This is a genomic window from Alistipes megaguti, assembly GCF_944320325.1.
Taxonomy (GTDB): domain Bacteria; phylum Bacteroidota; class Bacteroidia; order Bacteroidales; family Rikenellaceae; genus Alistipes; species Alistipes megaguti.
In genome coordinates this window covers 67,012-90,495 of the sequence record NZ_CALUHA010000003.1, presented here as the reverse complement: position 1 = coordinate 90,495, position 23,484 = coordinate 67,012, and the positions used below count along the sequence as shown (strand labels likewise).

The window sequence follows — 23,484 nt, the reverse complement described above, 5'->3', positions numbered from 1 at the left end:
GCAAATATGACCGAAGTCGAAAAGATGATGCGCGGCGAGCTGTACGACTACAGCGACCCGGAAGCCATGGAACTCAACCTGCAGGCCCACGAGCGGCTCGAGAAGCTCAATACGGTCCGGTACCGGGATTTCGCGGCCTATCGCTCCGCCCTGCGCGAACTGATCCCCGGATTCCCCGACACGAGCTACCTGATCACGCCGTTTCGCTGCGACTTCGGGTTCCGGATCTCCGTCGGCGAAGGCGTCGTCATCAACTTCAACTGCACGTTCCTCGACGGCGGCGGCATCACGATCGGCAACCACACGCTCATCGGCCCCAACTGCCAGCTCCTGACGCCTCACCACCCGATCGACTATCTGGAACGCCGCAAACCCGTCGAAACGGGAAAACCCGTCCGCATCGGCAACGACTGCTGGCTGGGCGGCGGCGTGATCGTCTGCCCGGGGGTCACGATCGGCGACCGCTGCATCATCGCCGCCGGAAGCGTCGTGACACACGACATACCCGATGACTCGCTGGCGGCCGGAAACCCCGCCGTCGTAAAACGCAAACTCGAGAAACATGACGACTGAAAAACTCAACACCTGCGCCGAAGCGCTCCGCCGCCACCATTTCGAAACCGCCGTCGTCGAAAACACACAGGAGGCCTTCGATCGGATCAAGGCCGTCGTCGAGGCCGAAGCGCCGAAGATCGTCTCGTTCGGCGACTCGAAGACCATGCGCAAAACCGGAATCATCGACTGGCTGCGCGATAACGGCGACTGGACGCTGCTCGACGGATTCAACCCCGACATGCCGCGTCCGGAACGCCTCGAAATACGCCGTCAGGCCCTGATGTCCGACCTCTTCATCACGGGCATCAACGCCGTGACCGAGGAGGGGACGCTCCACTGGCTCGACATGGTCGGAAACCGCATCGCTCCCGTGGCGTTCGGCCCCCGCAAGGTGATCCTCGTCGCAGGCCGCAACAAGATCGTCGCCAATCGCGAGGAGGCCGAAGAGCGCATCCGCCGCATCGCCGCCCCGCAGAACATCGCCCGCCATCCGGGATTCCGAACCCCGTGTGCCAAAACCGGCGTCTGCATGGACTGCAACTCCCCGGACCGTATCTGCAACACCCGCATGGAGATGCTGCGCTGCTACCCCGCAGGGCGTATTCTCGTCATTCTGATCGATCAGGAGCTCGGATTATGAAACACACAGTCATAACAGCCCTGCTGCTGGCTGCGCTCCCGCTGGCAAACGGCTGCAGCGACAATTCGGAGGTCTTCTACTCGATCTCCTACCCCATTGTGCGCATCGAGGCCCAGGTCACCGTCACCGAGAGTGAACCGACGCCCGAAGAACCCTCGACCGGCGAGGGAACCGAAACGGGTGGCAATGACGGAACCGGCAGCGGAACGGGAACCGACGGGACGGAGACCGGAACAGGCGGAACGGGAACAGGTACGGGCTCCGGCTCGGGTTCGGACACCGGAACGGGAGAGGGCGAAGGTACGGAAGAACCGGTCGATCCGCTGGTGGCACAGATCCAGGCCGAGGTGCTGGCCGAAGCCCCGGTACAGGTCGGCGGACGCTACGTGCTCGACTTCACCCGCTACAACCGCGGACCGCTGACGGTCGACACCGCCTCCGAGGCCGGGACCGTCCAGGGCGCCTTCTTCAAGGAGCCCGGAGCCTCGGAGATCAACCTCTTCTTCCTGGAAGACAACTACGCCTGCACGATCTCCTCGTACCGCGATACGGACGGCAAATACAAGGTCCTGCTGACGGTCGATCTGACCGAGATCTACCAGCAGCGTTACCCCTCGGCCGGCCTGACCAAGGTCGTCCGACAGGAATACACCTCGACCCCTTCAAACTGATACCACGATGGCTGCCAAGGTCAAAAAAGCCTACTTCTGCAAAAACTGCGGCTTCGAAGCCCCGAAATGGCTCGGGAAATGCCCCTCGTGCGGCGAATGGAACACCTTCACCGAGGAGATCATCGCCCGCGAAAGCGGTCCGGTGGCCGCAGCCGTGGCCGGTCCGCTCCCTGCGACGAAGCCCCAGCGCGTGCGCGACATCCGCGAAAGCGAACACCGCCGGATCGATCTCGGAAACCCGGAGGTCAACCGCGTACTGGGCGGCGGAATGGTTCCCGGTTCGCTGATCCTGCTCGGCGGTGAGCCCGGAATCGGAAAGTCAACCCTCTCGCTGCAGATCGCCCTGGCGGCAAACGGGCTGAAGACCCTCTACGTCTCGGGCGAGGAGTCAGCCGAACAGATCAAGATGCGCGCCCAGCGGATCGGCGTCGGAAACGACGAGTGTCTGATCTATCCCGAAACGCTGTTGGAGAACATCATCGCGCAGATGGCCGAGCAGAAGCCCGATCTGGTCATCATCGACTCGATTCAGACCATCTACACCGAGGTGCTCGACTCCTCGGCCGGCAGCGTCTCGCAGATCCGCGAGTGCGCCGCCTCGCTGCTCAAGTATGCCAAAACGACCGGCACATCGATCTTCATCATCGGACACATCACCAAGGACGGTGCCATCGCCGGTCCCAAGATCCTCGAACACATCGTCGATGTCGTCCTGCAGTTCGAAGGCGACAGCAACAACGTCTACCGCATTCTGCGCGGTATCAAGAACCGTTTCGGAGCCACGTTCGAAATCGGCGTCTTCGAAATGCTCGAAGAGGGGCTGCGCGGCGTCGACAACCCCTCGGAAATTCTGCTGACCCACTACGAAGAGCCGCTGTCGGGAATTGCCGTCGGGGCTTCGGCCGACGGCGTAAGACCCTATCTGATCGAGGTGCAGGCCCTGGTCAGCGGCGCCGCCTACGGCACCCCGCAGCGCTCGTCGACCGGTTACGACGCCCGGCGGATGAACATGCTGCTGGCCGTACTCGAAAAAAGGGTCGGCATGAAGATGTTCCAGAAGGATGTCTTCCTGAACTTCGCCGGAGGATTCAAGGTCGCCGATCCGGGGCTCGATCTGGCCGTCGTGGCCGCCGTCATCTCCTCCTACTACGATCGCCCCGTGGCCGACGGGGTCTGCTGCGCCGGCGAGATCGGCCTCTCGGGCGAGGTGCGTCCCGCCCCCCGTTCGGAACAGCGTATCAGCGAGGCCGCACGGCTCGGATTCCGACGCATCGTCGTCTCGGCCTATCTGCCCAAAGGGACCAAGCATCCCAAAGGGATCGAGGTCGTCCGAATCAGCAGCATCGACCAGCTTCCCAAGGCCCTCTTCGTGGAGTAGCGGCCGAAAGTGAGGGGCGGAGTCGCCGGAGCAAAAAAAACGAGGGAGCGCGAGAACAAACATAGAGAAAATGTCGCACCGCAAAACGGTGGACAAGAAACGGCGTTACAAAAGAACAGCCCGTCTGTACATACAGACGGGCTGTTTTGGCTTCGGGGAAGGGGCGGCCGGAGGGGAGGGTCCGCAAGTCGGCCGGGGCAATCAGAAGGACAGTCAGAAAGGCGGTAACGGGGTAACCCGGAGGGTGAGCCCGCAGGTCGGCCGGAGAGATCAGAGATCCGGGTCCAGCCGCCACGAAAGCTCCTCGCGGACCAGCTCCTCGGCGGGGTGCGTCCCCAGCGAATCGACGGCCTGCTGCACGGCAAGGCGGTTCTCCTCGCTTCGGGAGCCGAGGTTGACCAGCGCCGCAACGGCTCCCTGTGCCAGCAAATGGCTCTCCTGAAACTCCGACGCTGCCGCCCGGCGAACGATATCGGCCACGCGCGGAATCCATGCCGTCTGCGGAGCTTCGGTCCGAGCAACGGCCATCAGCACCGCATACTGCTGGAGCCAGCCGGCTTCGGGGGTCGTCCATGCGTCGAAAAGCGCCGGAAGCGAAGGCGTCCGTCCCAGCAGGGCAAAGGCCCCCTCTTCGGCCATTTCGGAGTTGAGCAACCCGTCGCCCCAGAACGGAAATTCGTCCGGTGTGAGGCGCCCGGGATCGGCGATATGGAAGGCTGCCAGGCGCAACTCGCGGACATCCTGCTGATAGAGATAGCGGGCAAAGTCGTGATCCGTGGACTCGGCCCGGGCCAGACGGCGCAGGGTCGGAAGGCTCACACCGTAGTTCAAGCCGTACGTGCGGCCGTAATAGCGCATCGAGTCGGCTACGGCGCCGTTCCGCTCCCGGCGAAAGGCGCCAAGCAACGCGGTCATTCGCGTGGTGAAATCCATCATTTGCGGCGAGGCAGGGCTACGTTGATCGTTCGGCCGAATTCAAAGACCGGAAGCACCGTGCGGGCATACTCCTGACCGCCCGAGAGCACCGTGCAGGTCGAGGGATCGGCCACACGGCAGCGGACAACATTCGTCTCCTTGGGTCCGGCCTCGAGTCCCGCTCCGGCCTCGGCGCCCGACGGCTCGATCTGCAGCAGGACGATGTCGCCCGAAAGATCGTTCTCCGGAAGCAAACCGCCGGCCGGACTGAAACGGCAGACGATATACTGCTTCTTGTCCGTCTGCGGATAGACCACATAGCGGCGCGTCGAGGTGGTGGTGACGTGTTTGCCCAGGAAGAGCTCCAGATAGCTCTGCTCCTGGCGGTCGATCTCCTTCAGCGCCGCATCCAGCCCCTGGCCGAAGACATTCTCACCCGCTTCGCCCGTGATGAGGTCGAGGCGGTGGCGACGCAGCGAATAGATCCGCTCGGCGGCCGCGCGCGCCGCATCCTCCAACGAAGAGGTCGTCATCTCAAGTTTGTCGGGCTGCAGCCGCGCAAACTCCTCATCCGTCGCGGCATAGCTCTGCACACGAGTCGCGGGGGCCGCCGGGGCCGTTGCGTTCAGGCAGGTGGCGCCGTCGAGAAGGGCGATCCGGGCGCCGGTGATGCTCCACGTCGTCTTGTCGGCCAGCGCCGGCCGCACGCCCAGGAACTTCTGCGCATAGCGCGCGTAGGGCCCCGCCAGCGTCCGGTCGCACTCGACGGTCAGGTCCACGGCAAGGATCGTCCGCGGCTGCGACACAACCACGCCGTCAGCCGTCTCGTTGGCACCCTGCAGGGCAATGTATGGATTCTGAGCCGAAGCGCCTCCCGCAAGCAGCAGGATCAGCGCCAAAAGTCTGTATTTCATGGTCTGAATAGTTTGATGCTGTCGAAGAACAAAAGTAGCGTTTTTTCGCGTGTCGTCAAAATTTCAGGTAAAAATCACGCGTCAGCGCCCGGTATTCGGGCGTATAGTCTTCGTGGGCGCCCGTTCCGATGGTCAGTTCGTCGATCCGAAGATCCGTATCCGTGCCGCAGGCCACCGCCGGATCCCCGGCCGGGGAGAACTCCATCAGCACCCGGCGGGGAGCCCGGCGGGGCGTGGTGCGAACCCACGTGAGGCGTCGCAACCGCAGGTGCTGCACCGCCAGCCGCCGGAACCGTTCGGCCTCGGGTGTCGGCAGCACCACGGCAAAGCGTCCGCCAGGCGAAAGAAGCCGGACAACCGCATCGAGAAGCTCTTCGTAGGAGAGGCTGACCGTATGGCGGGCCGTCGTGCGACCCGGGTCGGGGCAGGTCAGCGAATCGACGTAGAAGGGCGGATTCGAGACGATCAGGTCGTAGCGCTCCGCGGGGCGGAACTCCTGGATCGCCTGCCCGACGAAGTGCAGACGGTCGCCCCAGGGCGAGGCGTCACCGTTCTCGCGCGCATCCGACAGGTCGTCGATATCGACTCCCGTGATCTCGGCCTGCGGGCAACGCTGCGCCAGCATCACGGCAATCAGCCCCGTACCGGTACCGATGTCGAGGATTTGCCGGTCCGTGGGCCGCACACCGACCCACGCGCCGAGCAGCACGCCGTCCGTACCGACCTTCATCGCAGTGCGCTGCTGGCGGATCGTGAAGCGTTTGAAGCGAAAGGCTCCTTCGAGATGTTCGACGGGTTCACTCATGGTCGTTGAGAATTCGGTCCATACCGGCTCCGAAGAGCGAAAAATCGTATCGCACGGGGTCCGCCGCGTCGAACTCACGAAGCCGCGAGGTGATCTCCTCGACAGCCCGCCAGTCGTTCTGACGCCGCGTGAGCAACCCCAGAGCCCGTCCCGTCACGCCGACGTGGAGGTCCAGCGGCAGGTAAAGCGCCGACATCGGAATACGCCGCCAAAGGCCGAAATCGACCCCGCGGTCGTCGCGGCGGACCATCCACCGCAGGTACATGCACAGCCGTTTGCAGGCCGCTCCCCGCTCGATCGACGAGAGGTGTTTCTCGCAGCGCGGGGCGTGGGGCGCAGCGAAGAACTCCCGGCGGAACTCCGCCAGCACGGGCCGCAGATCGCCGTGCACCGCGTAACGCTCTTCGAAAAAGGCGCCCAGTCCGCCGTAGCGCTCCTCGAAGCCCCGCAGCGCCAGCACAAAATCCCTGAGATCACCGCCGTTGAAGGTGCGGTGGACAAAAGTTTCCAGCTGCTTGAGTTCACGCTCCGAGGCGTGGCGCACGAAGTCCGCCGGGGCGTTGTCCATCAGAAGCATCATCCGGTGGCCGTTGCGGACGATCGAACGGCGGTTGCCCCAGGCAATCGTGGCCGACAGAAAACCGGCAATCTCCCGGTCGGCGCGCTCCGTGAAGCGGTGCGGCACCGAAATCGGATCGTCCGGGATGAACTCCGGGCGGTTATAGCGGTCATAGAGCGATTCGAGCAGCTCCCTGAGCAGCGAGGGTTCCATCATGGTCAATTCGGGAATAGAATCAAACGTCGCAGCGGCTGCTGCCGCCGGCATGGACAAACGGAATGCGGGGTACACGCCGAATCGCAGACATCGGGGCCACGGTCCGGCAGAAGAGCCCCCGTTCACGAAAAAAAAGGATCAGGGTTCGACGATCCGTCCGTCGGACATCGTAATCTTCCGGTCGGCCATCGAGGCCAGATGCTCGTCGTGGGTCACCAGAATGGTCGTCTGCCCCAGGCGGTCGCGCAGTTCGAAAAAGAGGCGGTGGATCTCTTCGCGGTTGTGCGAATCGAGGTTGCCCGAGGGTTCGTCGGCCAGCAGCACCGCCGGCGAGTTGATCAGCGCCCGCGCAATGGCCACGCGCTGCTGTTCACCGCCCGACAGCTGGGCCGGTTTATGGTCGCGGCGCGCCGAAAGGCCCATCAGCTCGAGCAGTTCCGCGGCTCGGCGCTCCACCTCGGCCCGCGGCCGGCGGCCGATCAGCCCCGGAATGCAGACATTCTCAAAGGCCGTAAATTCGGCCAGCAGGTGGTGAAACTGAAAGACAAAGCCGATCCGCTCGTTGCGGAAACGCGACAACGCCTTGTCATCCAGCGTAAAGACGTCTGTCCCGTCGATCTCGACACGGCCCGAATCGGGACGCGACAACGTCCCGATGATCTGCAGCAGTGTCGTCTTCCCGGCGCCGCTCGCCCCGACGATCGAGACCACCTCGCGCGGCGCAACCTCCAGCGACACGCCCCGCAGCACCTCCAACGTACCGAAACTCTTGTGTATATCCGTTATGCGTATCATGATCGGAATGCATTGAACAGTTTGACCGTATCGACCGCCTCGCGCACGTCGTGGACCCGAAGGATCCGCGCCCCCTGACGCAGGCACTCCCAGTCGAGCGCCACGGTCCCGGCCAACGACTCCTCCGGCGTACAGCCCAGCGTGCGGTAGATCATCGACTTGCGCGAAAGCCCCGCCAACACCGGAAATCCCTCTCCGCACAGGCGGTGCAGACCGCGCAGCAGTTCGAAATTCTGCGCCACGGTCTTGGCAAAGCCGAAGCCCGGATCGAGGATGATCCGCTCGCGGCGGATGCCCGCCGCCATCATCTCGTCGGTCCGGCGGCGGAAATAGTCGACCACCTCGGTGGTGATGTCGCGCCGGTAGTCGGTCTGCGCCTGCATCGTCTGCGGCGTCCCTTTCATGTGCATCGCCACGTAGGGAAGGTCGTATCGGGCCACCGTCTCCAGCATCTTCGCATCCAGTTCGCCCGCCGAGATGTCGTTGACGACCACCTCGCCGAAGGCTTCGACCGTGCGCGCAACCACCTCGCTGCGGAACGTGTCGACCGAGACCGTCATCCCCGGGGCCAGGCGCCGCACCGTCTCCACGCCGAGCGCCACGCGCCGCCACTCCTCCTCCGTCGGAACCTCGTCGGCCCCCGGACGCGAGGAGTACCCCCCGACGTCGATCAGCGAAGCCCCCTCGTCGAGCGCCTCGCGCACGCGGCGTTCGACGGCATCTCGCTCCGGCATACGGCTCCCCGCATAGAACGAATCGGGCGTGACGTTCAGAATCGCCATCACCTGCGGCACGGTCAGATCAGGCATCATGGCGGCGATGGTGGGCTTCAAGCGTGAAACGTCGGTCAAGTTCGGCCACCGTCGGTTCGAGATCCTCCTCGCGGATGTTCACCACGCAGTAGTCGGCCCGGTCGCGCAGCGTATCGTCGTCCAGCTGGGCGGCCATGCGCCGCAGAACCGACTCCCGGTCACAGCCGTCGCGCCGGCACGTGCGCTCCAGACGCAGCTCGAACGGCGCCACCACGGCAACCGTCCGGTCCACGGAGTGCTCCAGACCCGCCTCGAAGAGAATCGCACTCTCCAGCACCACATAGGGGGAGAGCTGACGTTCGGCCCACGCCGCAAAGTCCGCCTTCACGGCCGGATGGACCAGCGCATCGAGATCCGCCAGCGCCTCGGAATCCGTGAAGACCCGCGAAGCCAGATAGCCGCGGTTCAAGGCGCCGTCGGCCGTATAGGCCTCGGCCCCGAAGCGCGCCGAAATCGCCGCGCGAAGCGCCGCATCCTCCGTCATCAGCCGCTTGGCTTCCCGGTCCGAATCGTAGACCGCAATGCCCCGTTGTGCAAAGAGGCGGCATACGGTGCTCTTCCCGCTCCCGATGCCGCCCGTAATTCCAATCTTCATCATGACTTCGCCTGCGGTTGGTCGATCTCCGGAATATCCTTGATCGAGATGATCTTGATGTCGCTGAATCGCGGCGCCAGCGCATCCTGCAACGACTGCGGGTCGATGACCAGTTTGCCCTCGTGGCCCTCCTCCTGCGAAGGGCGCGTCTTGAGCTCCGAAAGCGGAATCCGCAACCGTTTGTTCATGTAGACCCGGTAGCCGAACAGATTCGTCCCGACCCCCTCCACCACGCACGTCACCTCGAAGGGCTGATCGTCGACACTCACCCGAACGGTCTGTTCCGTCGTATAGGTATAGCTCAGTTTGGCAATGTACCAAAGAATGAACGACGCCACGAGCAGCGCCAGAAAGACCGGCGAGACGTAACGTCGCATTCCATGCAGCAGATTTTCCATAGTGTGACCTCTATCTTCCCGACAAAGGTAAAAAATAAATACCAATTTGCCAACGACAATCCGCCATCGGCCGTCGCCGGCTCAGAATCCTGTGCCGTTGGCCGCCAGCACGTAGAGATTCAGGTAAGAGGCGAAGAGGATCCTGATCAAGCAGGGGACGAACAGCCAGCCGGCCAGACGCTGGCGATGGCGCAGCGTCCGCACAACATCAGTCCCGTCGAAAGCGCCAAGGCGCTGACTCCGCCGATCAGGCAAGCTATCGACGGCACGCGGGAGGTCCGGTTCTCCAAGGCTACGGTAATCGTGCCTTCGTGATTCTTTAATCGCAAAAAACATGCCGACGGATGAGAACACGAAAAAGCCGCTCCCGGAATCCGGGAGCGGCTTTGAGTTCAGCCTCGAACGCGATTATTTCTCCTCGTCGATCTTGGCGCGCTTCTTCATCAGATCGTAGGCGAGCGGCGTGGCGATGAAAATCGTGGCCACCGTACCGACTACTACGCCGATGATCAGCGCGAAAATGAAGCCACGGATCGTCTCGCCGCCGAAGAAGAAGATTGCAAGCAGCGTAACGAGCGTCGTGCCCGACGTATTGATCGTACGCGACAGCGTCGAGTTGATAGCGTTGTTCACGTTCTCATAGAGGCTCCGCTTCGGATAGATACCCAGGTACTCGCGGATTCGGTCGAAGACAACCACCGTATCGTTGATCGCATATCCGATGATCGTCAGAATGGCCGCAATGAAGGCCTGATTCACCTCCAGGTTGAAGGGCAGAATACCGTAGAACATCGAGAAGATACCGATGATCAGCAGCGCATTGACGGCCAGGGCCAGCGTGGCACCCGTTGCCCACTGCCAGCGCTTGAAGCGGAACGTGATGTAGAGTCCGATGGCAATCAGAGAGAAGAGCACCGAGTAGACGGCGTTCCACGTCGTGTCGTTGGCAATCGAAGGTCCGATCTTGTCGGCCGTCAGAATACCGTTCACATCGGTCTGCGTGCTGCGGAACTGGTCGAAGGTGATGTCATACGAGTAGAGCGGCTTCAGTGCTTTGTAGATCAGCTCCTCAACCTCGCCCGTAGCCTCATCCGACGTATCGTCGTAACGGTACTGCGTCACGATGCGCATCTGGTTCTCGTTGCCGTACTGCTTGACCTCGAAGCTGATCGACGACTCGTCGGCCCCTTCGATCTGCGAGAAGACACGCTCCATGTTCGCACGAACCTCCTCGGCCGACACGGCCTTGTCGAAACGAACCACATAGGCGCGGCCGCCCGTGAACTCGGCACCCAGGTTCAGACCCCGGACGAAGAACGAAAGAATCGACAGCACGATCAGCGCGCCCGAAATCCAGTAGGCTACCTTACGCTTGCTCAGGAAGTTGACGTGCGTATTGCTGAGGAACTTCTCCGACCACTTGTACGAGAAGGAGATCGAGCCCCACTTCGCAACGATCCAATCGATCAGCAGACGCGTGATGAAGATCGCGCAGAAGACCGACGTAATGATACCGATGATCAGCGTCGTGGCGAAGCCCTGAACCGGACCCGTACCGAAGATGAAGAGCACGATACCCGTAATGATCGTCGTCAGCTGTCCGTCGATGATGGCCGAGTAGGCCTTCGAGAAACCTTCCTTGATGGCCAGCGACAGACCCTTGCCCTCGCGAAGCTCCTCCTTGATACGTTCGTAGATGATCACGTTGGCGTCGACGGCCATACCCATCGTCAGCACGATACCCGCAATACCCGGCAGCGTCAGCACCGCACCGAACGATACCAGTACGCCCATCAGCAGGAAGACGTTCATCAGCAGTGCCACATCGGCCATCCAACCCGCCGTCTTGTAGAACAGCCCCATGTAGAGCAGCACCAGAATGAAGGCGACGACGAACGACAGCATACCGGCGTTGATCGACTCCTGTCCCAGCGACGGTCCTACGACCGTATCCTGGATGATCTTCGCCGGAGCCGGAACCTTACCCGAGTTGAGCACGTTGGCAAGGTCCTGGGCCTCCTGGATCGTGAAGTCGCCCGTGATCTGCGACTGTCCCTTGTCGATCTTCGTATTGACACGCGGGGCCGAGTAGACATAGCCGTCGAGAACGATGGCAATGCACTTGCCGATGTTCTCGCCCGTCATGCGCGCCCACTTCTGCGTACCCTCGGCGTTCATCGTCATCGAAACCTCGGCCGTGGCGCCGCGCTGCGCATACTGCTCGCGGGCGTCCGTTACGACCGATCCGTCGAGCGGCGCCTTGCCGTCGGGTGTCGTCACCTTGATGGCGTAGAGGTAGTAACGGCCGTCGATGTGGTCGTCGCCCTTCACGCCCCACTTGAAGAGGATGTCGGCCGGGAAGAGGTCGCGAACCTCCGGACGGGCCAGATATTCGTTCACCGTAGCAATGTCGGCCTTATAGGCGGCTCCGATGGCGGCGCCTCCGGCATAGTTGGGATCCAGCACCGCAAAGAGCGGGTTCTGCGCCTGGTCGAAGTTGCCCGTATGGGCCGTCTCGGACTTGGCCGTCGAGTCGGCGCCGATCTCACCGATCAGACCCTCACCGGCCGTCGGTGCGGCGGCCTCGGCGGCAGGCTGCTCCGTGGCGTTCTCCGTGGCCGGGGCGGCAGTATGCGAAGCCTCTTCCTTGAGGAGCTTGTCGGCCGATACCAGCATCGGAAGCACCTCGCGGGCGTCGTACGTCAGCCAGAACTCCAGCGAGGCCGTTCCCTGCAGCAGGTCGCGCACACGCTGCGGCTCCTTCACGCCCGGGAGCTCGACCAGAATGCGGTGCGAGTTCGGAAGGCGCATGATGTTGGGCTGCGTTACGCCGAAGTGGTCGATACGGCTGCGCAGCACGTTGAACGAAGCGCCGATGGCTGCCTCGGTCTCGCGCTTGAGCATCTTCTCCACGTCGGCATCCGAACTCTCGAGCGTGATGTCCTTGCGGTCGGGGCTCACGAAGATCGCGGCAATCGGACTGCCGTTCGACAGACGCGAGTAGGCCTTCACGAAGTCGCCGATGTAGTCGTTCGACGAACCGTCCTTCATGGCCACATTGGCCTCGGCAATGGCCTGCTGGAAGGCCGGATCGTTCTGGCTGTCGCCGGCAAGCGCCTTCACGACATCCTCGACCTGAACCTCCAGCATGACGTTCATTCCGCCCTTCAGGTCCAGACCCAGATTCAGCTCCTTCTCCTTGCACTCCTTGTAGGTGAACTTCTTGAAGCCCACGTTGTAGACCGTCAGGTTCTGGATCGAATCCAGGTAATGCTGTTCGGCCGCCGACTGCTCGTCGATGGGGAACTGGGCAGCGTAGGCCGCCGCCTTCTTCTCTACGCTCCGCGTCTTGAACGTGAACGAGAGTTGATAAACACATGCGAGGGCCAGAAGCACCGCGATGAGTTTAATGAAACCTTTACTTTGCATTTGGAAAAAATAGTTGTTATTATGTTTGTTTTAATGTCGTTGGGCACAATAGCACGCAAAGATAGAAAAAAAGAATTAAATCCCACGGTTTCAGCGGCAGAAAATGGCCATTGCGGCAAAATTATCACCCCTGCAGCCCCGTTGCGCACGTTGCGGCGGCATGGGCGCTCACGCAACGGAGCCGCCGGAATGTCGGGCTGCGGCGTCGAGGGCATTCGGACGGCGCAGGGGAGCGTGCCCGGCCGAGATCTTCCTCCTGCGTTTCTCGATGGCCTGTCTCTGGATCCTCCCCCTGACCCGCGGACGACTCCTCGCCAGCTCGGGCGCGCTGAACGGCCCGAAAAAAACCAAAAGCACAACCCCGAAGGCATAATTCACAGCCGGAATTCGCTTTTTAGCCAATCTTTTCGTACCTTCGGGTATTCAATCCCCGAACACGATGAAAAAAATCCTCCTCGCCTGCTGCTCCGCCGCACTCTCGCTGGCGGCCGCGGCCCAATCCGGGTATGTGCCCGCTTCCGAGAACATAGCTGCCCGGCAGCAATTCGCCGACGATCGCTTCGGAATCTTCCTCCACTGGGGTCTCTACTCCCTGCTCGGGCAGGGCGAATGGGTCATGACCAATCAGGATATCGACTTCCGCGAATACCGCAAGCTGGCCGGCGCCTTCGCCGCCCCGGCCTTCAATGCCCGCGAATGGGTCACGGCCATCCGGCAGGCAGGTGCCCGATACGTCTGCTTCACGACGCGCCACCACGACGGATTCTCGCTCTTCGACACCGCACAGTCGGACTACAACGTCGTCGACGCCTCGCCGCTGGGCCGCGATGTCGTCCGCGAACTGGCCGACGAATGCCGCCGGCAGGGGCTCGGCATCCACTTCTACTACTCGCTCATCGACTGGTGGCGCGAGGATGCACCCCGCGGCCGCACCGGCCGCGGAACGGGCCGCGACCCCCGAAAGGAGGATGCCGACGCCTATTTCGACTTCATGAAGGCCCAGCTCACCGAACTGTTAACGCAATACGGGCCGGTCGGCGCCATCTGGTTCGACGGCGTCTGGGATCAGGACCAGAACCCCGGTTTCGACTGGCGGCTCGACGAACTCTACGGTCTGATCCACCGGCTGCAGCCCGCCTGTCTGGTGATCAACAACCACCACCTGGCTCCCTTCGAGGGCGAGGATGCACAGACCTTCGAACGCGACCTCCCGGGCGAAAACAGCGCCGGATTGTCGGGCCAGGAGGTGAGCCGCCTGCCGCTCGAAACCTGTCAGACGATGAACCATTCGTGGGGATACCGCATCACCGACTGCGACTACAAGCCGGTCGACGAGCTGGTACGCTATCTGGTCGGAGCGGCGGGGCGCGGCGGCAATCTGCTGCTCAACATCGGGCCGCAGCCCGACGGCCGGCTGCCCGAAGCGGCCCTCGAACGGCTCGCCGGAATCGGAGAGTGGCTCGAACGCCACGGCGAGACAATTTACGGAACGCAGGCCGGGCCCGTGACGCCGCGTGCGTGGGGCGTCACGACCCGCCGGGGCGACAAGGTCTATCTCCACATCCTCGACTGGCCCGACACGGAGCTCTTCGTCCCCCTGCAGGGGCTGCGCGTGCGTCAGGCCACGGCCTGCGACAGCGGGGAGCGGCTCGACTTCCGGCAGAACGACGACGGCGTCGTCATCCGTCTCGGAGAGCGGACCGCGACCCCGGACCACATCGTCGTCCTCACCATCCGCCAATAGGCCTCAGTGCACAAGCTTCAGCCCCACGATCCCGATGAAAACCAGCGTCAGGAAGAACATCCGCCAGAAGGTCACCGCATCGTGGAAGCAGAATATCCCGATCAATACGGTGCCGATGCCCCCGATGCCCGTCCAGACCAGATAGGCCGTGCCCATCGGGATCTCCCGCTGCGCCCAATAGAGAAACAGCCCGCTCAGCCCCATCGACAGAACCGACAGCAGCAGAAAGAGCAGATGATAACGCGCACTGAGCGCCGCCAGCTTGAAGCCCAACGGCCAGCCCAGTTCAAATAATCCGGCCAATGCCAAATACCACCATGCCATACGATGTTGTTGTTGAGATCGTGCAAAGGTAGCAAAATTTCCGCGCTGCAGCAACGTCCCGCGGAGCCGTTTGCGGGGTGTCGGGCAGGGGGGGGGCCGGACTGGAAGCCGAGCAGGAGTCGGGCAGGCACAAAAAAAGGAGGCATCCCCTTGCGGGAATGTCTCCTTCGTTTTTAGGCCGGCTCCTCGGTGGAGTCGGACGGCATTATTTCACCTCTTCGAACTCGACATCCTCAGGCTGGCCGTTGTTGCCACCCTGCTGGCTGCCGGCGTTCGTCTGCTGTCCGGCATTGGACTGCGAACTCTGCTGCTGGCTCTGAGCCTGCTGGGCCGAGTAGATGTCCTGCGAAGCGGCCTGCCATGCGGCATTCAGCTCGTTCATCGCCGTGTCAATGGCGGCAACGTCGGCGTTCTTGTGGGCCTCCTTCAGTTTGGCCAAAGCGCCTTCAATGGCGGTCTTCTTATCGGCGGGCAGTTTGTCACCGTACTCCTTCAGCTGCTTCTCCGTGGTGAAGATGTTCGAGTCGGCGGCGTTGATCTTGTCGATACGCTCCTTCTCGGCCTTGTCCTTCTCCTCGTTGGCCTTGGCCTCGTCACGCATCCGCTGGATCTCCTGCTCGGTCAGACCCGACGATGCCTCGATACGGATCTTCTGCTCCTTGCCCGTACCCTTGTCCTTGGCCGATACGTTCAGAATACCGTTGGCATCGATATCGAACGTTACCTCGATCTGCGGCACACCACGCGGTGCTGCCGGAATCCCGTCGAGGTGGAACCGACCGATCGACTTGTTGTCGCGGGCCAGCGGACGCTCACCCTGGCATACGTTGATCTCTACCGAAGGCTGGTTGTCGGCTGCCGTCGAGAAGACCTCCGACTTGCGCGTCGGGATCGTCGTGTTGGCATCGATCAGCTTGGTCATCACACCGCCCAAGGTCTCGATACCCAGCGACAGCGGCGTCACGTCAAGCAGCAGCACGTCCTTCACTTCGCCCGTCAGCACACCACCCTGGATGGCTGCACCGATGGCTACGACCTCGTCCGGGTTGACCGACTTGTTGGGCGTCTTGCCGAAGAAGTCCTCGACGATCTTCTGGATCGCAGGAATACGCGTCGAACCACCTACGAGGATCACCTCGTCGATCTGCGAGGCGGTCAGACCTGCGTCGCGCAGGGCCAGCTTGCACGGCTCGATCGTCTTGCGGATCAGATGGTCGCACAGCTGCTCGAACTTGGCACGCGTCAGCGTCATGACCAGGTGCTGCGGAATGCCGTTCACAGGCATGATGTACGGAAGGTTGATCTCCGTCGTGGTCGACGACGAAAGCTCGATCTTTGCCTTCTCGGCGGCCTCCTTCAGACGCTGAAGCGCCATCGGGTCCTCACGCAGGTCGATTCCGTGTTCAGCCTTGAACGACTCGGCCATGTAGTCGATCAGCACGTGGTCGAAGTCATCACCTCCCAGGTGCGTATCACCGTTCGTCGACTTAACCTCGAAGACACCGTCACCAAGCTCCAGAATCGAGATATCGAACGTACCGCCACCCAGGTCATAGACGGCGATCTTCATGTCGTTCGCCTTCTTGTCCAGACCGTAGGCCAGCGCAGCGGCCGTAGGCTCGTTGATGATTCGGCGAACCTTCAGACCGGCAATCTCACCGGCCTCCTTCGTGGCCTGACGCTGCGAGTCGGAGAAGTAGGCAGGTACCGTGATCACGGCCTCCGTCACCTCCTGACCCAGGTAATCCTCGGCCGTCTTCTTCATCTTCTGAAGAATAATGGCCGAAATCTCCTGAGGCGTGTACTGACGTCCGTCAATGTCGACACGCGGCGTGTTGTTGTCGCCACGAACGATCGTATACGGGGCACGCGCAATATCAGCCGTTACCTTGTCATAGGTCTCGCCCATGAAACGCTTGATCGAGAAGACCGTCCGCTTCGGGTTCGTGATGGCCTGACGCTTTGCAGGGTCACCCACCTTACGCTCGCCTTCCGACGTGAAGGCTACAACCGACGGGGTCGTACGGTGTCCCTCCGAGTTCGGAATCACTACGGGCTCATTGCCCTCCATCACTGCTACGCAGGAGTTCGTGGTTCCCAAGTCAATACCAATAATCTTTGCCATAATCGTATCTGTTTTTAATTGTTTATAATTTTCGTCTTCATCGTCCCCTCCGGTCCTTTCTCTTCCAGGTTCCCGTCTCCGGGTCCCCTTCGGTCCGTGGCCGTCGGTTACGCCCGGAATTCTCACAAACGCCGTACCAATCGGGCACCTCTGCCAATTTGTCAGCATTTTGGCAGAAATCCCCGCCAACACCCCCTTCCACCCGGCATTTTGTCACCCCTTTAAGAAAGGGGGTCTAGGGGCGGCCGGACCTTTACGTTTTTTCCCAACGTCACGTCCGCTCCCAATACTAGACTTCGGGGTTCTAGGGGCGGCCGGACCTTTACGGGTTTTCCCAACGTCACGTCCGCTCCCAATACTAGACTTCGGGGTTCTAGGGGCGGCCGGACCTTTACGGTTTTTCCCAACGTCACGTCCGCTCCCAATACTAGACTTCGGGGTTCTAGGGGCGGCCGGACCTTTACGGGGTTGCCCGAGGCCATATCCGCTCCCGAACAAGACAGCGGAAAAGATAGAAGCAGTCGCGGCCCTCCGAAACCTGACGACGCCCGGTTGCCCCTAAAAGCCCCGTCTTAAGGGGCAAAAAAAAGCCTGCGTCTCCGCAGGCTTCGTTCCGGCTCTCACCGGACAGATCCTTATACTATTATTGCTGTTGCTCGCTAAGGATACGCATCGCAACATCAAGAATCGTCGTGTCGTCCAACGTGACAACCCCGCCGTCCGGTCCCGGTTCGAAGTGAACCCCGACGCACTCCTTCGCTTCGTGACTCCCTCCGAAGTAGTTGCGGACCGTCTCGACATCGATTCCTAACTCATCTGCAATGCGCTGCGAACTGCCGCTGGGCAGCCGATCCTTGATACGGCGCAACTCGTTAAATGTGATTATCATATCCGTAGATTTTATGGTTGATGGTTCTCGAACACTAAATTAATATAATTTTATGGATTTACAAAATTTCCAGATCAAAAACCACAAAAAAATGTAACCCCTTTGTCATCAAAACGCAACAATCTCCACCCTATCCGAAAGCCCGTTCCGACATGGATGCAAATCTCCGGCCGACCGACTTCGCAACACAAAAAAACGACCGGAAGAATCTTCTCCCGATCGTTTGATCCTCGTAATGACGGCACTCGCGGCAATGTCTATTCCTCTTCGGCCGGCTCGATGTAGATCTGATAAACCAGCGGCGTATAGGGCGGAATCTCCGTCGAAATGGTTGTCGTCGTCTCCGTCGTGGTATCGCCGTAGCCGTAACCGTAGTTATAATAGTAGCTGTTCAGATAATTATAATAATAGTTATTGTAATAGCTGCCGTAGTAGCTGTTGCCGTAGTAGCTGTTGTAGTAGTTGTAATAGTTCAGGTAATCGAGGTAGCTCGACGAATAACCCGTCGATCCGCCGCTCGTCGTCGTACTGCCCGTACGTCCCGTAGCGCCGTAACCCTGGGTCGAAACCGTGACGAACTCCGCCCACTGTCCGTAGCACAGATTCGGAACCACGTAATAGTAGGCCGAGATCTGACTGCTCTGATCTTCGTCGGGCGTATAGGTCAGAGCCGAACCCTCCGAGTCGGCCTCCCCGTAGATAATCTCCTTCACCTCGTCGATGTTCGTATCGTAGATGAATCCGTCGAGCATCCGCGCGATATACCATATCTTGGCCTCGCCGTCCATCCCAACCGAGTCCGCATCCCGGCTCTCGAGTCCCGGATGCTTATAATCCTCGTCGGCATGGAAACGCTTCTTGAGTGCCTCGGAGATCCGAGCCTCGAGATCCGACCCGTTATACGGCTCGAAGCCCACATCATACGCCTTGTTGTCCCACAGCAACTCGTTCTTCTCGCTGCGAACCGGGAAGTTGAAATTCAGGTAGTCGGAGGCCTTCGTCGGATCGTAGCACACGTCGACATAGACCTGGGCCACCGAGTCGCAGGCACTCACCCACCGGTAGCCCTTCTCCCGCAGTTTGTAAGGGTGGTTCTCGTCATCGTATCCCGCCGGGATTTTCGACGATCCCTCTTCGTCGCCCTCCTTCGTATAGAGCCACTGGCTACCGTTGGCCGCACAGAACGAATCCACCTCCGAACCTTCGCTCTCCAGCGGATTCTTCACGATCTCGCGGATCTCCATCTCGATGATGAACGGCCGCTGCGAGCTGAGCGAATACTGGCCTTCGTAACCGCCCTGCCCCTCCACGCCGCTCGAGCTGACGATGCGCGACGGCAGGTAGAGCCGCACCTTCGAACCCTTGCGCAGCTCGAAATCCTCGCTCAAACCGTGGTCTGCCGCATATTCCGCACTCAGGTGCAGCACGTTGCGCATGGCCAGATACGTCCCCTCCATCAGGCTCGTATTGACCGTTCCGCAATAACGGTAATAGGGAACGTAGTGGGTATATTTGGTGAACGTATTGACCAGCTTGGCCTCGGCGGCGCGGCGCGTCAGTACGATATTGCCGCTCAGATCGCGCCCCGAAAAGTCGAACCGCACCCAGCATGCCGTATCGCGGATCGGCTTGATCGTGGAGAGATCCTCCCCAGCCTCCAGCACCTCGACGTAATAGCCTCCGTCGCTCTGCAGGTTGCCCACCAACTCCGGTCGGTTCTGGGTCATCCACGCCTCCAGGGCCTGGTCTTCGAACTTGTCGTAGGATTCGCTCTCCTCCTTGGCACATGAGGCCAGCAGCAATACACCGGCCAGCGGAAGATACAGCAAACGGGTAATCAACTTCATATTTCGTTTTCCGATTCTAAATCCACATTTTATCATTCTACGGCATCCACCGTAAAGAACCACGCGATCGGGCTTTCGCTCGGAATGGTGCTGAACGAACTGTCGCCGTAAGCCATGTTGTAGGTCATGTAGGCCTCGACTTCGTCGCCCTCGCGACATCCCAATAACGCAAGACGCAGTCCGTTTAGTATGTTGCCGTTCATCGATACGTGCAGCGGCTCGAAGGTCCATCCGCCCTCGCCGACACTCAGCCCCAGCTCCTGATAGGCGCTCTCCAGCAGCGGATCGTTCGACCAGAAGGGAAAGGTCGAGTCGGTAATGTTCGAAAACTCGAACACATAGGCCCGGAAGGTGATCGCCACCGTGGAGTTCTCGCCCACTTCGGGCCGGTTCGCCCGGTCGGGGTCGTAGACATTCTGGATGTACCGATAGACCGAATTCCCCGCGACCGTATAAAAGGGCAACTGGCTCCCCTCCTCGACCGAAGTGTCGGGGATCAGCGACGGAGAGTGGGTCCGCTCCAGGTAGGAGACGAGTTTCTCCCGCTGTCCGGAGAGCGTATCCTCCTCCTGCGAGCACCCGCCCAGAAGCAGCGCCGCAGCACAAAACAGGATGGCAAAAGGTCGTTTCATCGGCATACAATTGTGCAAATGTACAAAAACAATCCGATATCCATGAATATGAAACGTAAAAATTCGCCCCGTAGCGTCCGAACGGACAAAAAAAAGAGGAGAGCCGCAGCTATCCTCGTTCCTCGGAATGGTAGGCATAATCCCGGCGTGGGTCCATCAGCCGGTGAAGCCGGCGTTGCCGCCACACGTAGGCAATCAGCAGCACCACGAAGGCTCCGACCGCAAGGCCGAGCATCAAAAGCAGGAATCCGATCGGAAATTCACCCATGGGTCATTGCATTTACAGTTCGACAAAGATAAGGCAAATCTCCTGCCAGAAAAAAAACAGAATCCCCTAACCTTGGGCCTTTAGTGCAACTTTCAGGCCTTTTGGGACACAAATACAACGTTTTACAGGATTTGCGGCAGGCCGTTCAAACCGGGAGTATTCAGAAGTCCCGCTCCCGGAGTCGGAACACTCCACGGCCGCCTTGGAACCGCAGGAGGAAGATCGACCTCATGCAGCCGCCCTGGAACCGCATGTGGATCGTCCGCCGGCCGTCTCAGAGCCGCATGGGAATCGTCCCGGCCGCCTCGGGCCTTCAGCCGGCCGTCTCAGAGCCGTTTGAGGGCCATGCGCACCACCTCCTCGACCGGTGCCGAGGGCGATTCGCGCACCACGGCCCGCACGGCCTTCTCGGCCACCCCGCGTGCAAAGCCCAGCATGACCAATGCCTCCAGCGCCTCGTCGACAACCCCTCCGTCGGGAGTCGCCGGCTGTGGGCCGTTGTCGTCGAAACCCAGCGTCATGAGCTTGCCGCTCAACTCGACGATGATCTTCTGCGCCGTCTTGAGCCCCAGTCCCTTGACATTCTTCAGCAGGACGGCGTTCCCCGACGAGATGATCCCCTGCAGTTCGCGCGGCGAGTAGGTCGACAGGATCATCCGCGCCGTATTGCCCCCCACGCCCGAAACGCTGATCAGCAGCCGGAACAACTCACGCTCGACCTTCGTCGAGAAACCGTAGAGCAGTTGCGCATCCTCGCGCACGACATAATGAACAAAAAGCTTCGCCTGTGCGGCATGCTCGATGGCCGTGTAGGTTTCGAGCGAAATGTGCAGGTAGTAGCCCACTCCGCCCACGTCGATCACGGCATAGGCCGGAGCAACCTCGGCTACCGTTCCCTGGATATATTCGTACATGATCGTCTGCTATAAATTCCGCACGCAATCCGCGACTTACGGACATCCGGGCCAAAGTCGGGGCGCGTCCGTAAGACGGTCCCTGCCGCCGCTTCGACGGACCCTCATCCCTGCGCAGAGCCGCATCCGGCAACAACGCCCGCCCGGGGTGCGATAAAATTGTCTTCCGGTAGGCAAAAGTAAAGATTTTTTTTTACCTTTGTGTTTCAAATGAAGAATTTTTAACCAAACACTACGTAACAAGATGAAAAAAACGCTATTCCCGGCATTGGCTGCGGCTCTTGTCCTCGCGGCCTGCGGTACGAAAACCGCGGAAAAGGCTGAGTCTGCAAGCGCAACGGTTGCTCAGGAGGTCGTCTCCAGCGACATCGCCTACATACAGGTTGAAGCCGTCCTGGCCCAGTGCGACCTCTATCAGAAGGAGGGTGTCGCCCTGCAGGAGAAGACCCAGAAGGCCCAGAAAAGCTGGGCCCAGCGCGAGCAGAGCCTCCAGGCCGAAGCCGCTCAGCTGCAGGAGAAGTTCGACAAGGGGCTGATCACCACCCGCGACGCACAGGCCCAGCAGGAGAGCATCCAGAAAAAGGTCGCTTCCTATCAGGCCAACGCCCAGAAAGAGGCCCAGTCGCTCGATGAGGAGAACTTCGTATTCACGAACCGCGCCCAGGACCTGCTCCACCGCGCCGTGAAGGAGATCAACGCCGACGGCAAGTACAAACTCATTATCAACGCTTCGGCACTGATCGACGCCGACTCGACGCTCGACATCACCCCCGCCATTCTGGCCAAGGTCAACGAGCTCTACGCCGCCGATCAGAAAGACGCAAAAAAATAGCCCGTCCGTGCGGAACAAAAAACCGGCTTCCACAACGAGTGGAAGTCGTTTTTTTTTCCTACATTTGCGCTGTCAACTCCGAAACCTGATTAAAGTCCGATTGCAATGGGATTCGTTCCGTTCACCTTCATTGATCTGATAGACATCGTTCTGGTGGCCCTGATCATGTACTGGATCTACCGCATGACCAAAGGCACCAATGCCCCCTATATCCTCTCGGGCATCATCGCCGTCTATCTGCTCTGGGTCGTCGTCCGCACCCTCAACATGGAGCTTCTCTCCACGATCCTCGGACAACTGATCTCCGTGGGCGCCATCGCCCTGATCATCGTCTTCCAGCCCGAATTGCGACGCTTCCTGCAGATGATCGGCATGCGGCAGAAACACTTTAACTTCATCACACGCATCTTCTCCTCGGGCGAAGACCCCGTACAGACGAACATCGCGCCCATCGTCACGGCGTGCCGCGAAATGGCACAGACCAAAACCGGAGCCCTGATCGTCATCGGACAGCAGAGCGACCTGCGGCTCATCGCCGAAGGCGGAATCGCCCTCGATGCCAAAGTCTCCACTCCGCTGCTGAAAAACATCTTCTTCAAGAACGCCCCGCTGCACGACGGCGCCGTGCTGATCGAAGGCGACCGCATCGTGGCGGCCAAGTGCATCCTCCCCGTCACGCAGAGCGACGTTCCGAAGGAGTTCGGAACACGCCACCGTGCCGCTATCGGCATGAGCGAAATCTCGGATGCCATCATCATTGTCGTCTCCGAGGAGAGCGGCGAGATAGCCATCGCCCAGGGCGGTGAGATCCGTCAGCATCTCGATCCGACCCGTCTGCAGCAGACCCTGCAGCGCTATCTGAACATCAACTCCCGCAAGCGTTCCAAAAACAACGAAGTTGCCGAATAACCCCGGTCTAAGAGACCGGTTTCAGGGGCGGCCATACCCCTCTACGACTCAGTAACAAATCACCGCTCCCGACCCAAGAGACCGGTTTTAGGGGCGGCCATACCCCTCTACGGCTCAGTAACAAATCACCGCTCCCGGTCTAAGAGACCGGTTTCAGGGGCGGCCATACCCCTCTACGACTCAGTAACAAATCACCGCTCCCGGTCTAAGAGACCGGTTTCAGGGGCGGCCATACCCCTCTACGACTCAGTAACAAATCATCGCTCCCGACCCAAGAGACCGGTTTCAGAGGCGGCCAGGCCTCTTCTCGCCCCCGGT

General features: G+C 60.7%; 24 protein-coding genes. 8 read left to right on the top strand and 16 right to left on the bottom strand.

Translation table 11 applies throughout. The features are described 5' to 3' along the window. Nucleotides 1-6: 6 nt before the first annotated feature. The 4 genes from PUQ42_RS01645 to radA are packed head-to-tail and all read left to right on the top strand — an operon-like array spanning nucleotide 7 to nucleotide 3,244. Nucleotides 7-573: a sugar O-acetyltransferase gene (locus tag PUQ42_RS01645; protein ID WP_122121323.1), complete on the top strand. Its 567-nt coding sequence runs from the start codon at nucleotides 7-9 to the stop codon at nucleotides 571-573. Continuing rightward, nucleotides 563-1,195 (top strand): lactate utilization protein, encoded by a 633-nt coding sequence (locus tag PUQ42_RS01640; RefSeq protein WP_087311427.1) that lies wholly within the window; start codon nucleotides 563-565, stop codon nucleotides 1,193-1,195. Before PUQ42_RS01645 ends, PUQ42_RS01640 begins: the two co-directional genes overlap by 11 nt. Beyond that, entirely contained in the window at nucleotides 1,192-1,866 is a 675-nt protein-coding gene (locus PUQ42_RS01635; RefSeq protein ID WP_273370344.1) for a hypothetical protein, read from the top strand. The genes PUQ42_RS01640 and PUQ42_RS01635 overlap by 4 nt, the downstream gene beginning before the upstream one ends. Nucleotides 1,867-1,873: 7 nt before the next feature. Next, nucleotides 1,874-3,244 (top strand): DNA repair protein RadA, encoded by a 1,371-nt coding sequence (gene radA, locus PUQ42_RS01630; protein WP_273370343.1) that lies wholly within the window; start codon nucleotides 1,874-1,876, stop codon nucleotides 3,242-3,244. 270 nt (nucleotides 3,245-3,514) lie between these two features. Here the strand turns inward: radA and PUQ42_RS01625 are convergent, their stop codons facing one another. From PUQ42_RS01625 to PUQ42_RS01590, 8 genes are all read right to left on the bottom strand, one after another. Further along, a complete protein-coding gene (locus PUQ42_RS01625) occupies nucleotides 3,515-4,177 on the bottom strand; it encodes a DNA alkylation repair protein (RefSeq protein ID WP_273370340.1) in 663 nt (220 codons plus the stop codon). Then, nucleotides 4,177-5,073: a DUF4831 family protein gene (locus PUQ42_RS01620; protein WP_122121330.1), complete on the bottom strand. Its 897-nt coding sequence runs from the start codon at nucleotides 5,071-5,073 to the stop codon at nucleotides 4,177-4,179. The genes PUQ42_RS01625 and PUQ42_RS01620 overlap by 1 nt, the downstream gene beginning before the upstream one ends. A gap of 55 nt (nucleotides 5,074-5,128) precedes the next feature. After that, the gene (locus PUQ42_RS01615) at nucleotides 5,129-5,878 is read right to left on the bottom strand and encodes a tRNA1(Val) (adenine(37)-N6)-methyltransferase (RefSeq protein ID WP_241147587.1); all 750 of its coding nucleotides are present in this window, start codon (nucleotides 5,876-5,878) and stop codon (nucleotides 5,129-5,131) included. Continuing rightward, nucleotides 5,871-6,650, bottom strand: a complete 780-nt coding sequence (locus PUQ42_RS01610) for a TIGR02757 family protein (RefSeq protein WP_122121745.1) — start codon at nucleotides 6,648-6,650, stop codon at nucleotides 5,871-5,873. Before PUQ42_RS01610 ends, PUQ42_RS01615 begins: the two co-directional genes overlap by 8 nt. A 141-nt stretch (nucleotides 6,651-6,791) precedes the next feature. Further along, a complete protein-coding gene (locus PUQ42_RS01605; RefSeq protein ID WP_087311315.1) occupies nucleotides 6,792-7,448 on the bottom strand; it encodes an ABC transporter ATP-binding protein in 657 nt (218 codons plus the stop codon). Continuing rightward, entirely contained in the window at nucleotides 7,445-8,260 is an 816-nt protein-coding gene (gene folP / locus PUQ42_RS01600; protein WP_475652125.1) for a dihydropteroate synthase, read from the bottom strand. Before folP ends, PUQ42_RS01605 begins: the two co-directional genes overlap by 4 nt. Next, nucleotides 8,250-8,855 (bottom strand): dephospho-CoA kinase, encoded by a 606-nt coding sequence (coaE, locus tag PUQ42_RS01595; protein WP_273370395.1) that lies wholly within the window; start codon nucleotides 8,853-8,855, stop codon nucleotides 8,250-8,252. The genes folP and coaE overlap by 11 nt, the downstream gene beginning before the upstream one ends. Continuing rightward, nucleotides 8,855-9,253: a hypothetical protein gene (locus PUQ42_RS01590; RefSeq protein ID WP_087311316.1), complete on the bottom strand. Its 399-nt coding sequence runs from the start codon at nucleotides 9,251-9,253 to the stop codon at nucleotides 8,855-8,857. Before PUQ42_RS01590 ends, coaE begins: the two co-directional genes overlap by 1 nt. Between PUQ42_RS01590 and PUQ42_RS01585 the strand changes: the two genes are divergently transcribed. After that, complete coding sequence (locus PUQ42_RS01585) at nucleotides 9,236-9,568, top strand: hypothetical protein (protein ID WP_273370333.1); 333 nt, start codon at nucleotides 9,236-9,238, stop codon at nucleotides 9,566-9,568. The genes PUQ42_RS01590 and PUQ42_RS01585 overlap by 18 nt on opposite strands. 93 nt (nucleotides 9,569-9,661) lie before the next feature. On the opposite strand, the gene secDF is transcribed toward PUQ42_RS01585, so the two are convergent. Continuing rightward, nucleotides 9,662-12,682: a protein translocase subunit SecDF gene (gene secDF / locus PUQ42_RS01580; RefSeq protein ID WP_273370332.1), complete on the bottom strand. Its 3,021-nt coding sequence runs from the start codon at nucleotides 12,680-12,682 to the stop codon at nucleotides 9,662-9,664. 439 nt (nucleotides 12,683-13,121) lie between these two features. Between secDF and PUQ42_RS01575 the strand changes: the two genes are divergently transcribed. Continuing rightward, complete coding sequence (locus PUQ42_RS01575) at nucleotides 13,122-14,426, top strand: alpha-L-fucosidase (RefSeq protein WP_273370330.1); 1,305 nt, start codon at nucleotides 13,122-13,124, stop codon at nucleotides 14,424-14,426. Nucleotides 14,427-14,429: 3 nt separating this feature from the next. Here PUQ42_RS01575 and PUQ42_RS01570 read toward each other — a convergent pair whose 3' ends face one another. The 7 genes from PUQ42_RS01570 to ruvA form a co-directional block, all read right to left on the bottom strand. Further along, entirely contained in the window at nucleotides 14,430-14,750 is a 321-nt protein-coding gene (locus PUQ42_RS01570) for a DMT family transporter (RefSeq protein WP_087311320.1), read from the bottom strand. A gap of 205 nt (nucleotides 14,751-14,955) precedes the next feature. Continuing rightward, nucleotides 14,956-16,875 carry a molecular chaperone DnaK gene (gene dnaK / locus PUQ42_RS01565; RefSeq protein ID WP_273370327.1) on the bottom strand — a complete coding sequence of 640 codons (1,920 nt, stop codon included), beginning with the start codon at nucleotides 16,873-16,875 and terminating at the stop codon, nucleotides 14,956-14,958. Between the two features lie 643 nt (nucleotides 16,876-17,518). Further along, nucleotides 17,519-17,764, bottom strand: coding sequence for a DNA-binding protein (locus PUQ42_RS01560; protein ID WP_087311322.1), 246 nt, complete (start codon nucleotides 17,762-17,764; stop codon nucleotides 17,519-17,521). Nucleotides 17,765-18,021: 257 nt separating this feature from the next. Next, nucleotides 18,022-19,611, bottom strand: a complete 1,590-nt coding sequence (locus PUQ42_RS01555) for a hypothetical protein (protein ID WP_273370324.1) — start codon at nucleotides 19,609-19,611, stop codon at nucleotides 18,022-18,024. A gap of 32 nt (nucleotides 19,612-19,643) precedes the next feature. Next, nucleotides 19,644-20,243: a hypothetical protein gene (locus PUQ42_RS01550; protein ID WP_087311364.1), complete on the bottom strand. Its 600-nt coding sequence runs from the start codon at nucleotides 20,241-20,243 to the stop codon at nucleotides 19,644-19,646. A gap of 109 nt (nucleotides 20,244-20,352) precedes the next feature. Then, nucleotides 20,353-20,511, bottom strand: a complete 159-nt coding sequence (locus tag PUQ42_RS01545; RefSeq protein WP_162992919.1) for a hypothetical protein — start codon at nucleotides 20,509-20,511, stop codon at nucleotides 20,353-20,355. Between the two features lie 326 nt (nucleotides 20,512-20,837). Continuing rightward, on the bottom strand, nucleotides 20,838-21,425 hold the full coding sequence (gene ruvA / locus PUQ42_RS01540) for a Holliday junction branch migration protein RuvA (protein ID WP_087311324.1): 588 nt from the start codon (nucleotides 21,423-21,425) through the stop codon (nucleotides 20,838-20,840). Between the two features lie 244 nt (nucleotides 21,426-21,669). Between ruvA and PUQ42_RS01535 the strand changes: the two genes are divergently transcribed. Both PUQ42_RS01535 and cdaA read left to right on the top strand, forming a co-directional pair. After that, complete coding sequence (locus tag PUQ42_RS01535) at nucleotides 21,670-22,257, top strand: OmpH/Skp family outer membrane protein (RefSeq protein WP_087403523.1); 588 nt, start codon at nucleotides 21,670-21,672, stop codon at nucleotides 22,255-22,257. A 105-nt stretch (nucleotides 22,258-22,362) separates the two neighbouring features. Continuing rightward, nucleotides 22,363-23,166, top strand: a complete 804-nt coding sequence (gene cdaA, locus PUQ42_RS01530; RefSeq protein WP_087403524.1) for a diadenylate cyclase CdaA — start codon at nucleotides 22,363-22,365, stop codon at nucleotides 23,164-23,166. Nucleotides 23,167-23,484 lie beyond the last annotated feature (318 nt).

Bases quoted from the DNA above. Each gene is read 5' to 3' on its own strand.
- PUQ42_RS01645 (WP_122121323.1), top strand. From the start codon at position 7: ATGACCGAAGTCGAAAAGATGATGCGCGGCGAGCTGTACGACTACAGC.
- PUQ42_RS01640 (WP_087311427.1), top strand. From the start codon at position 563: ATGACGACTGAAAAACTCAACACCTGCGCCGAAGCGCTCCGCCGCCAC.
- PUQ42_RS01635 (WP_273370344.1), top strand. From the start codon at position 1,192: ATGAAACACACAGTCATAACAGCCCTGCTGCTGGCTGCGCTCCCGCTG.
- radA (WP_273370343.1), top strand. From the start codon at position 1,874: ATGGCTGCCAAGGTCAAAAAAGCCTACTTCTGCAAAAACTGCGGCTTC.
- PUQ42_RS01625 (WP_273370340.1), bottom strand. From the start codon at position 4,177: ATGGATTTCACCACGCGAATGACCGCGTTGCTTGGCGCCTTTCGCCGG.
- PUQ42_RS01620 (WP_122121330.1), bottom strand. From the start codon at position 5,073: ATGAAATACAGACTTTTGGCGCTGATCCTGCTGCTTGCGGGAGGCGCT.
- PUQ42_RS01615 (WP_241147587.1), bottom strand. From the start codon at position 5,878: ATGAGTGAACCCGTCGAACATCTCGAAGGAGCCTTTCGCTTCAAACGC.
- PUQ42_RS01610 (WP_122121745.1), bottom strand. From the start codon at position 6,650: ATGGAACCCTCGCTGCTCAGGGAGCTGCTCGAATCGCTCTATGACCGC.
- PUQ42_RS01605 (WP_087311315.1), bottom strand. From the start codon at position 7,448: ATGATACGCATAACGGATATACACAAGAGTTTCGGTACGTTGGAGGTG.
- folP (WP_475652125.1), bottom strand. From the start codon at position 8,260: ATGATGCCTGATCTGACCGTGCCGCAGGTGATGGCGATTCTGAACGTC.
- coaE (WP_273370395.1), bottom strand. From the start codon at position 8,855: ATGAAGATTGGAATTACGGGCGGCATCGGGAGCGGGAAGAGCACCGTA.
- PUQ42_RS01585 (WP_273370333.1), top strand. From the start codon at position 9,236: ATGCAGCAGATTTTCCATAGTGTGACCTCTATCTTCCCGACAAAGGTA.
- PUQ42_RS01590 (WP_087311316.1), bottom strand. From the start codon at position 9,253: ATGGAAAATCTGCTGCATGGAATGCGACGTTACGTCTCGCCGGTCTTT.
- secDF (WP_273370332.1), bottom strand. From the start codon at position 12,682: ATGCAAAGTAAAGGTTTCATTAAACTCATCGCGGTGCTTCTGGCCCTC.
- PUQ42_RS01575 (WP_273370330.1), top strand. From the start codon at position 13,122: ATGAAAAAAATCCTCCTCGCCTGCTGCTCCGCCGCACTCTCGCTGGCG.
- PUQ42_RS01570 (WP_087311320.1), bottom strand. From the start codon at position 14,750: ATGGCATGGTGGTATTTGGCATTGGCCGGATTATTTGAACTGGGCTGG.
- dnaK (WP_273370327.1), bottom strand. From the start codon at position 16,875: ATGGCAAAGATTATTGGTATTGACTTGGGAACCACGAACTCCTGCGTA.
- PUQ42_RS01560 (WP_087311322.1), bottom strand. From the start codon at position 17,764: ATGATAATCACATTTAACGAGTTGCGCCGTATCAAGGATCGGCTGCCC.
- PUQ42_RS01555 (WP_273370324.1), bottom strand. From the start codon at position 19,611: ATGAAGTTGATTACCCGTTTGCTGTATCTTCCGCTGGCCGGTGTATTG.
- PUQ42_RS01550 (WP_087311364.1), bottom strand. From the start codon at position 20,243: ATGAAACGACCTTTTGCCATCCTGTTTTGTGCTGCGGCGCTGCTTCTG.
- PUQ42_RS01545 (WP_162992919.1), bottom strand. From the start codon at position 20,511: ATGGGTGAATTTCCGATCGGATTCCTGCTTTTGATGCTCGGCCTTGCG.
- ruvA (WP_087311324.1), bottom strand. From the start codon at position 21,425: ATGTACGAATATATCCAGGGAACGGTAGCCGAGGTTGCTCCGGCCTAT.
- PUQ42_RS01535 (WP_087403523.1), top strand. From the start codon at position 21,670: ATGAAAAAAACGCTATTCCCGGCATTGGCTGCGGCTCTTGTCCTCGCG.
- cdaA (WP_087403524.1), top strand. From the start codon at position 22,363: ATGGGATTCGTTCCGTTCACCTTCATTGATCTGATAGACATCGTTCTG.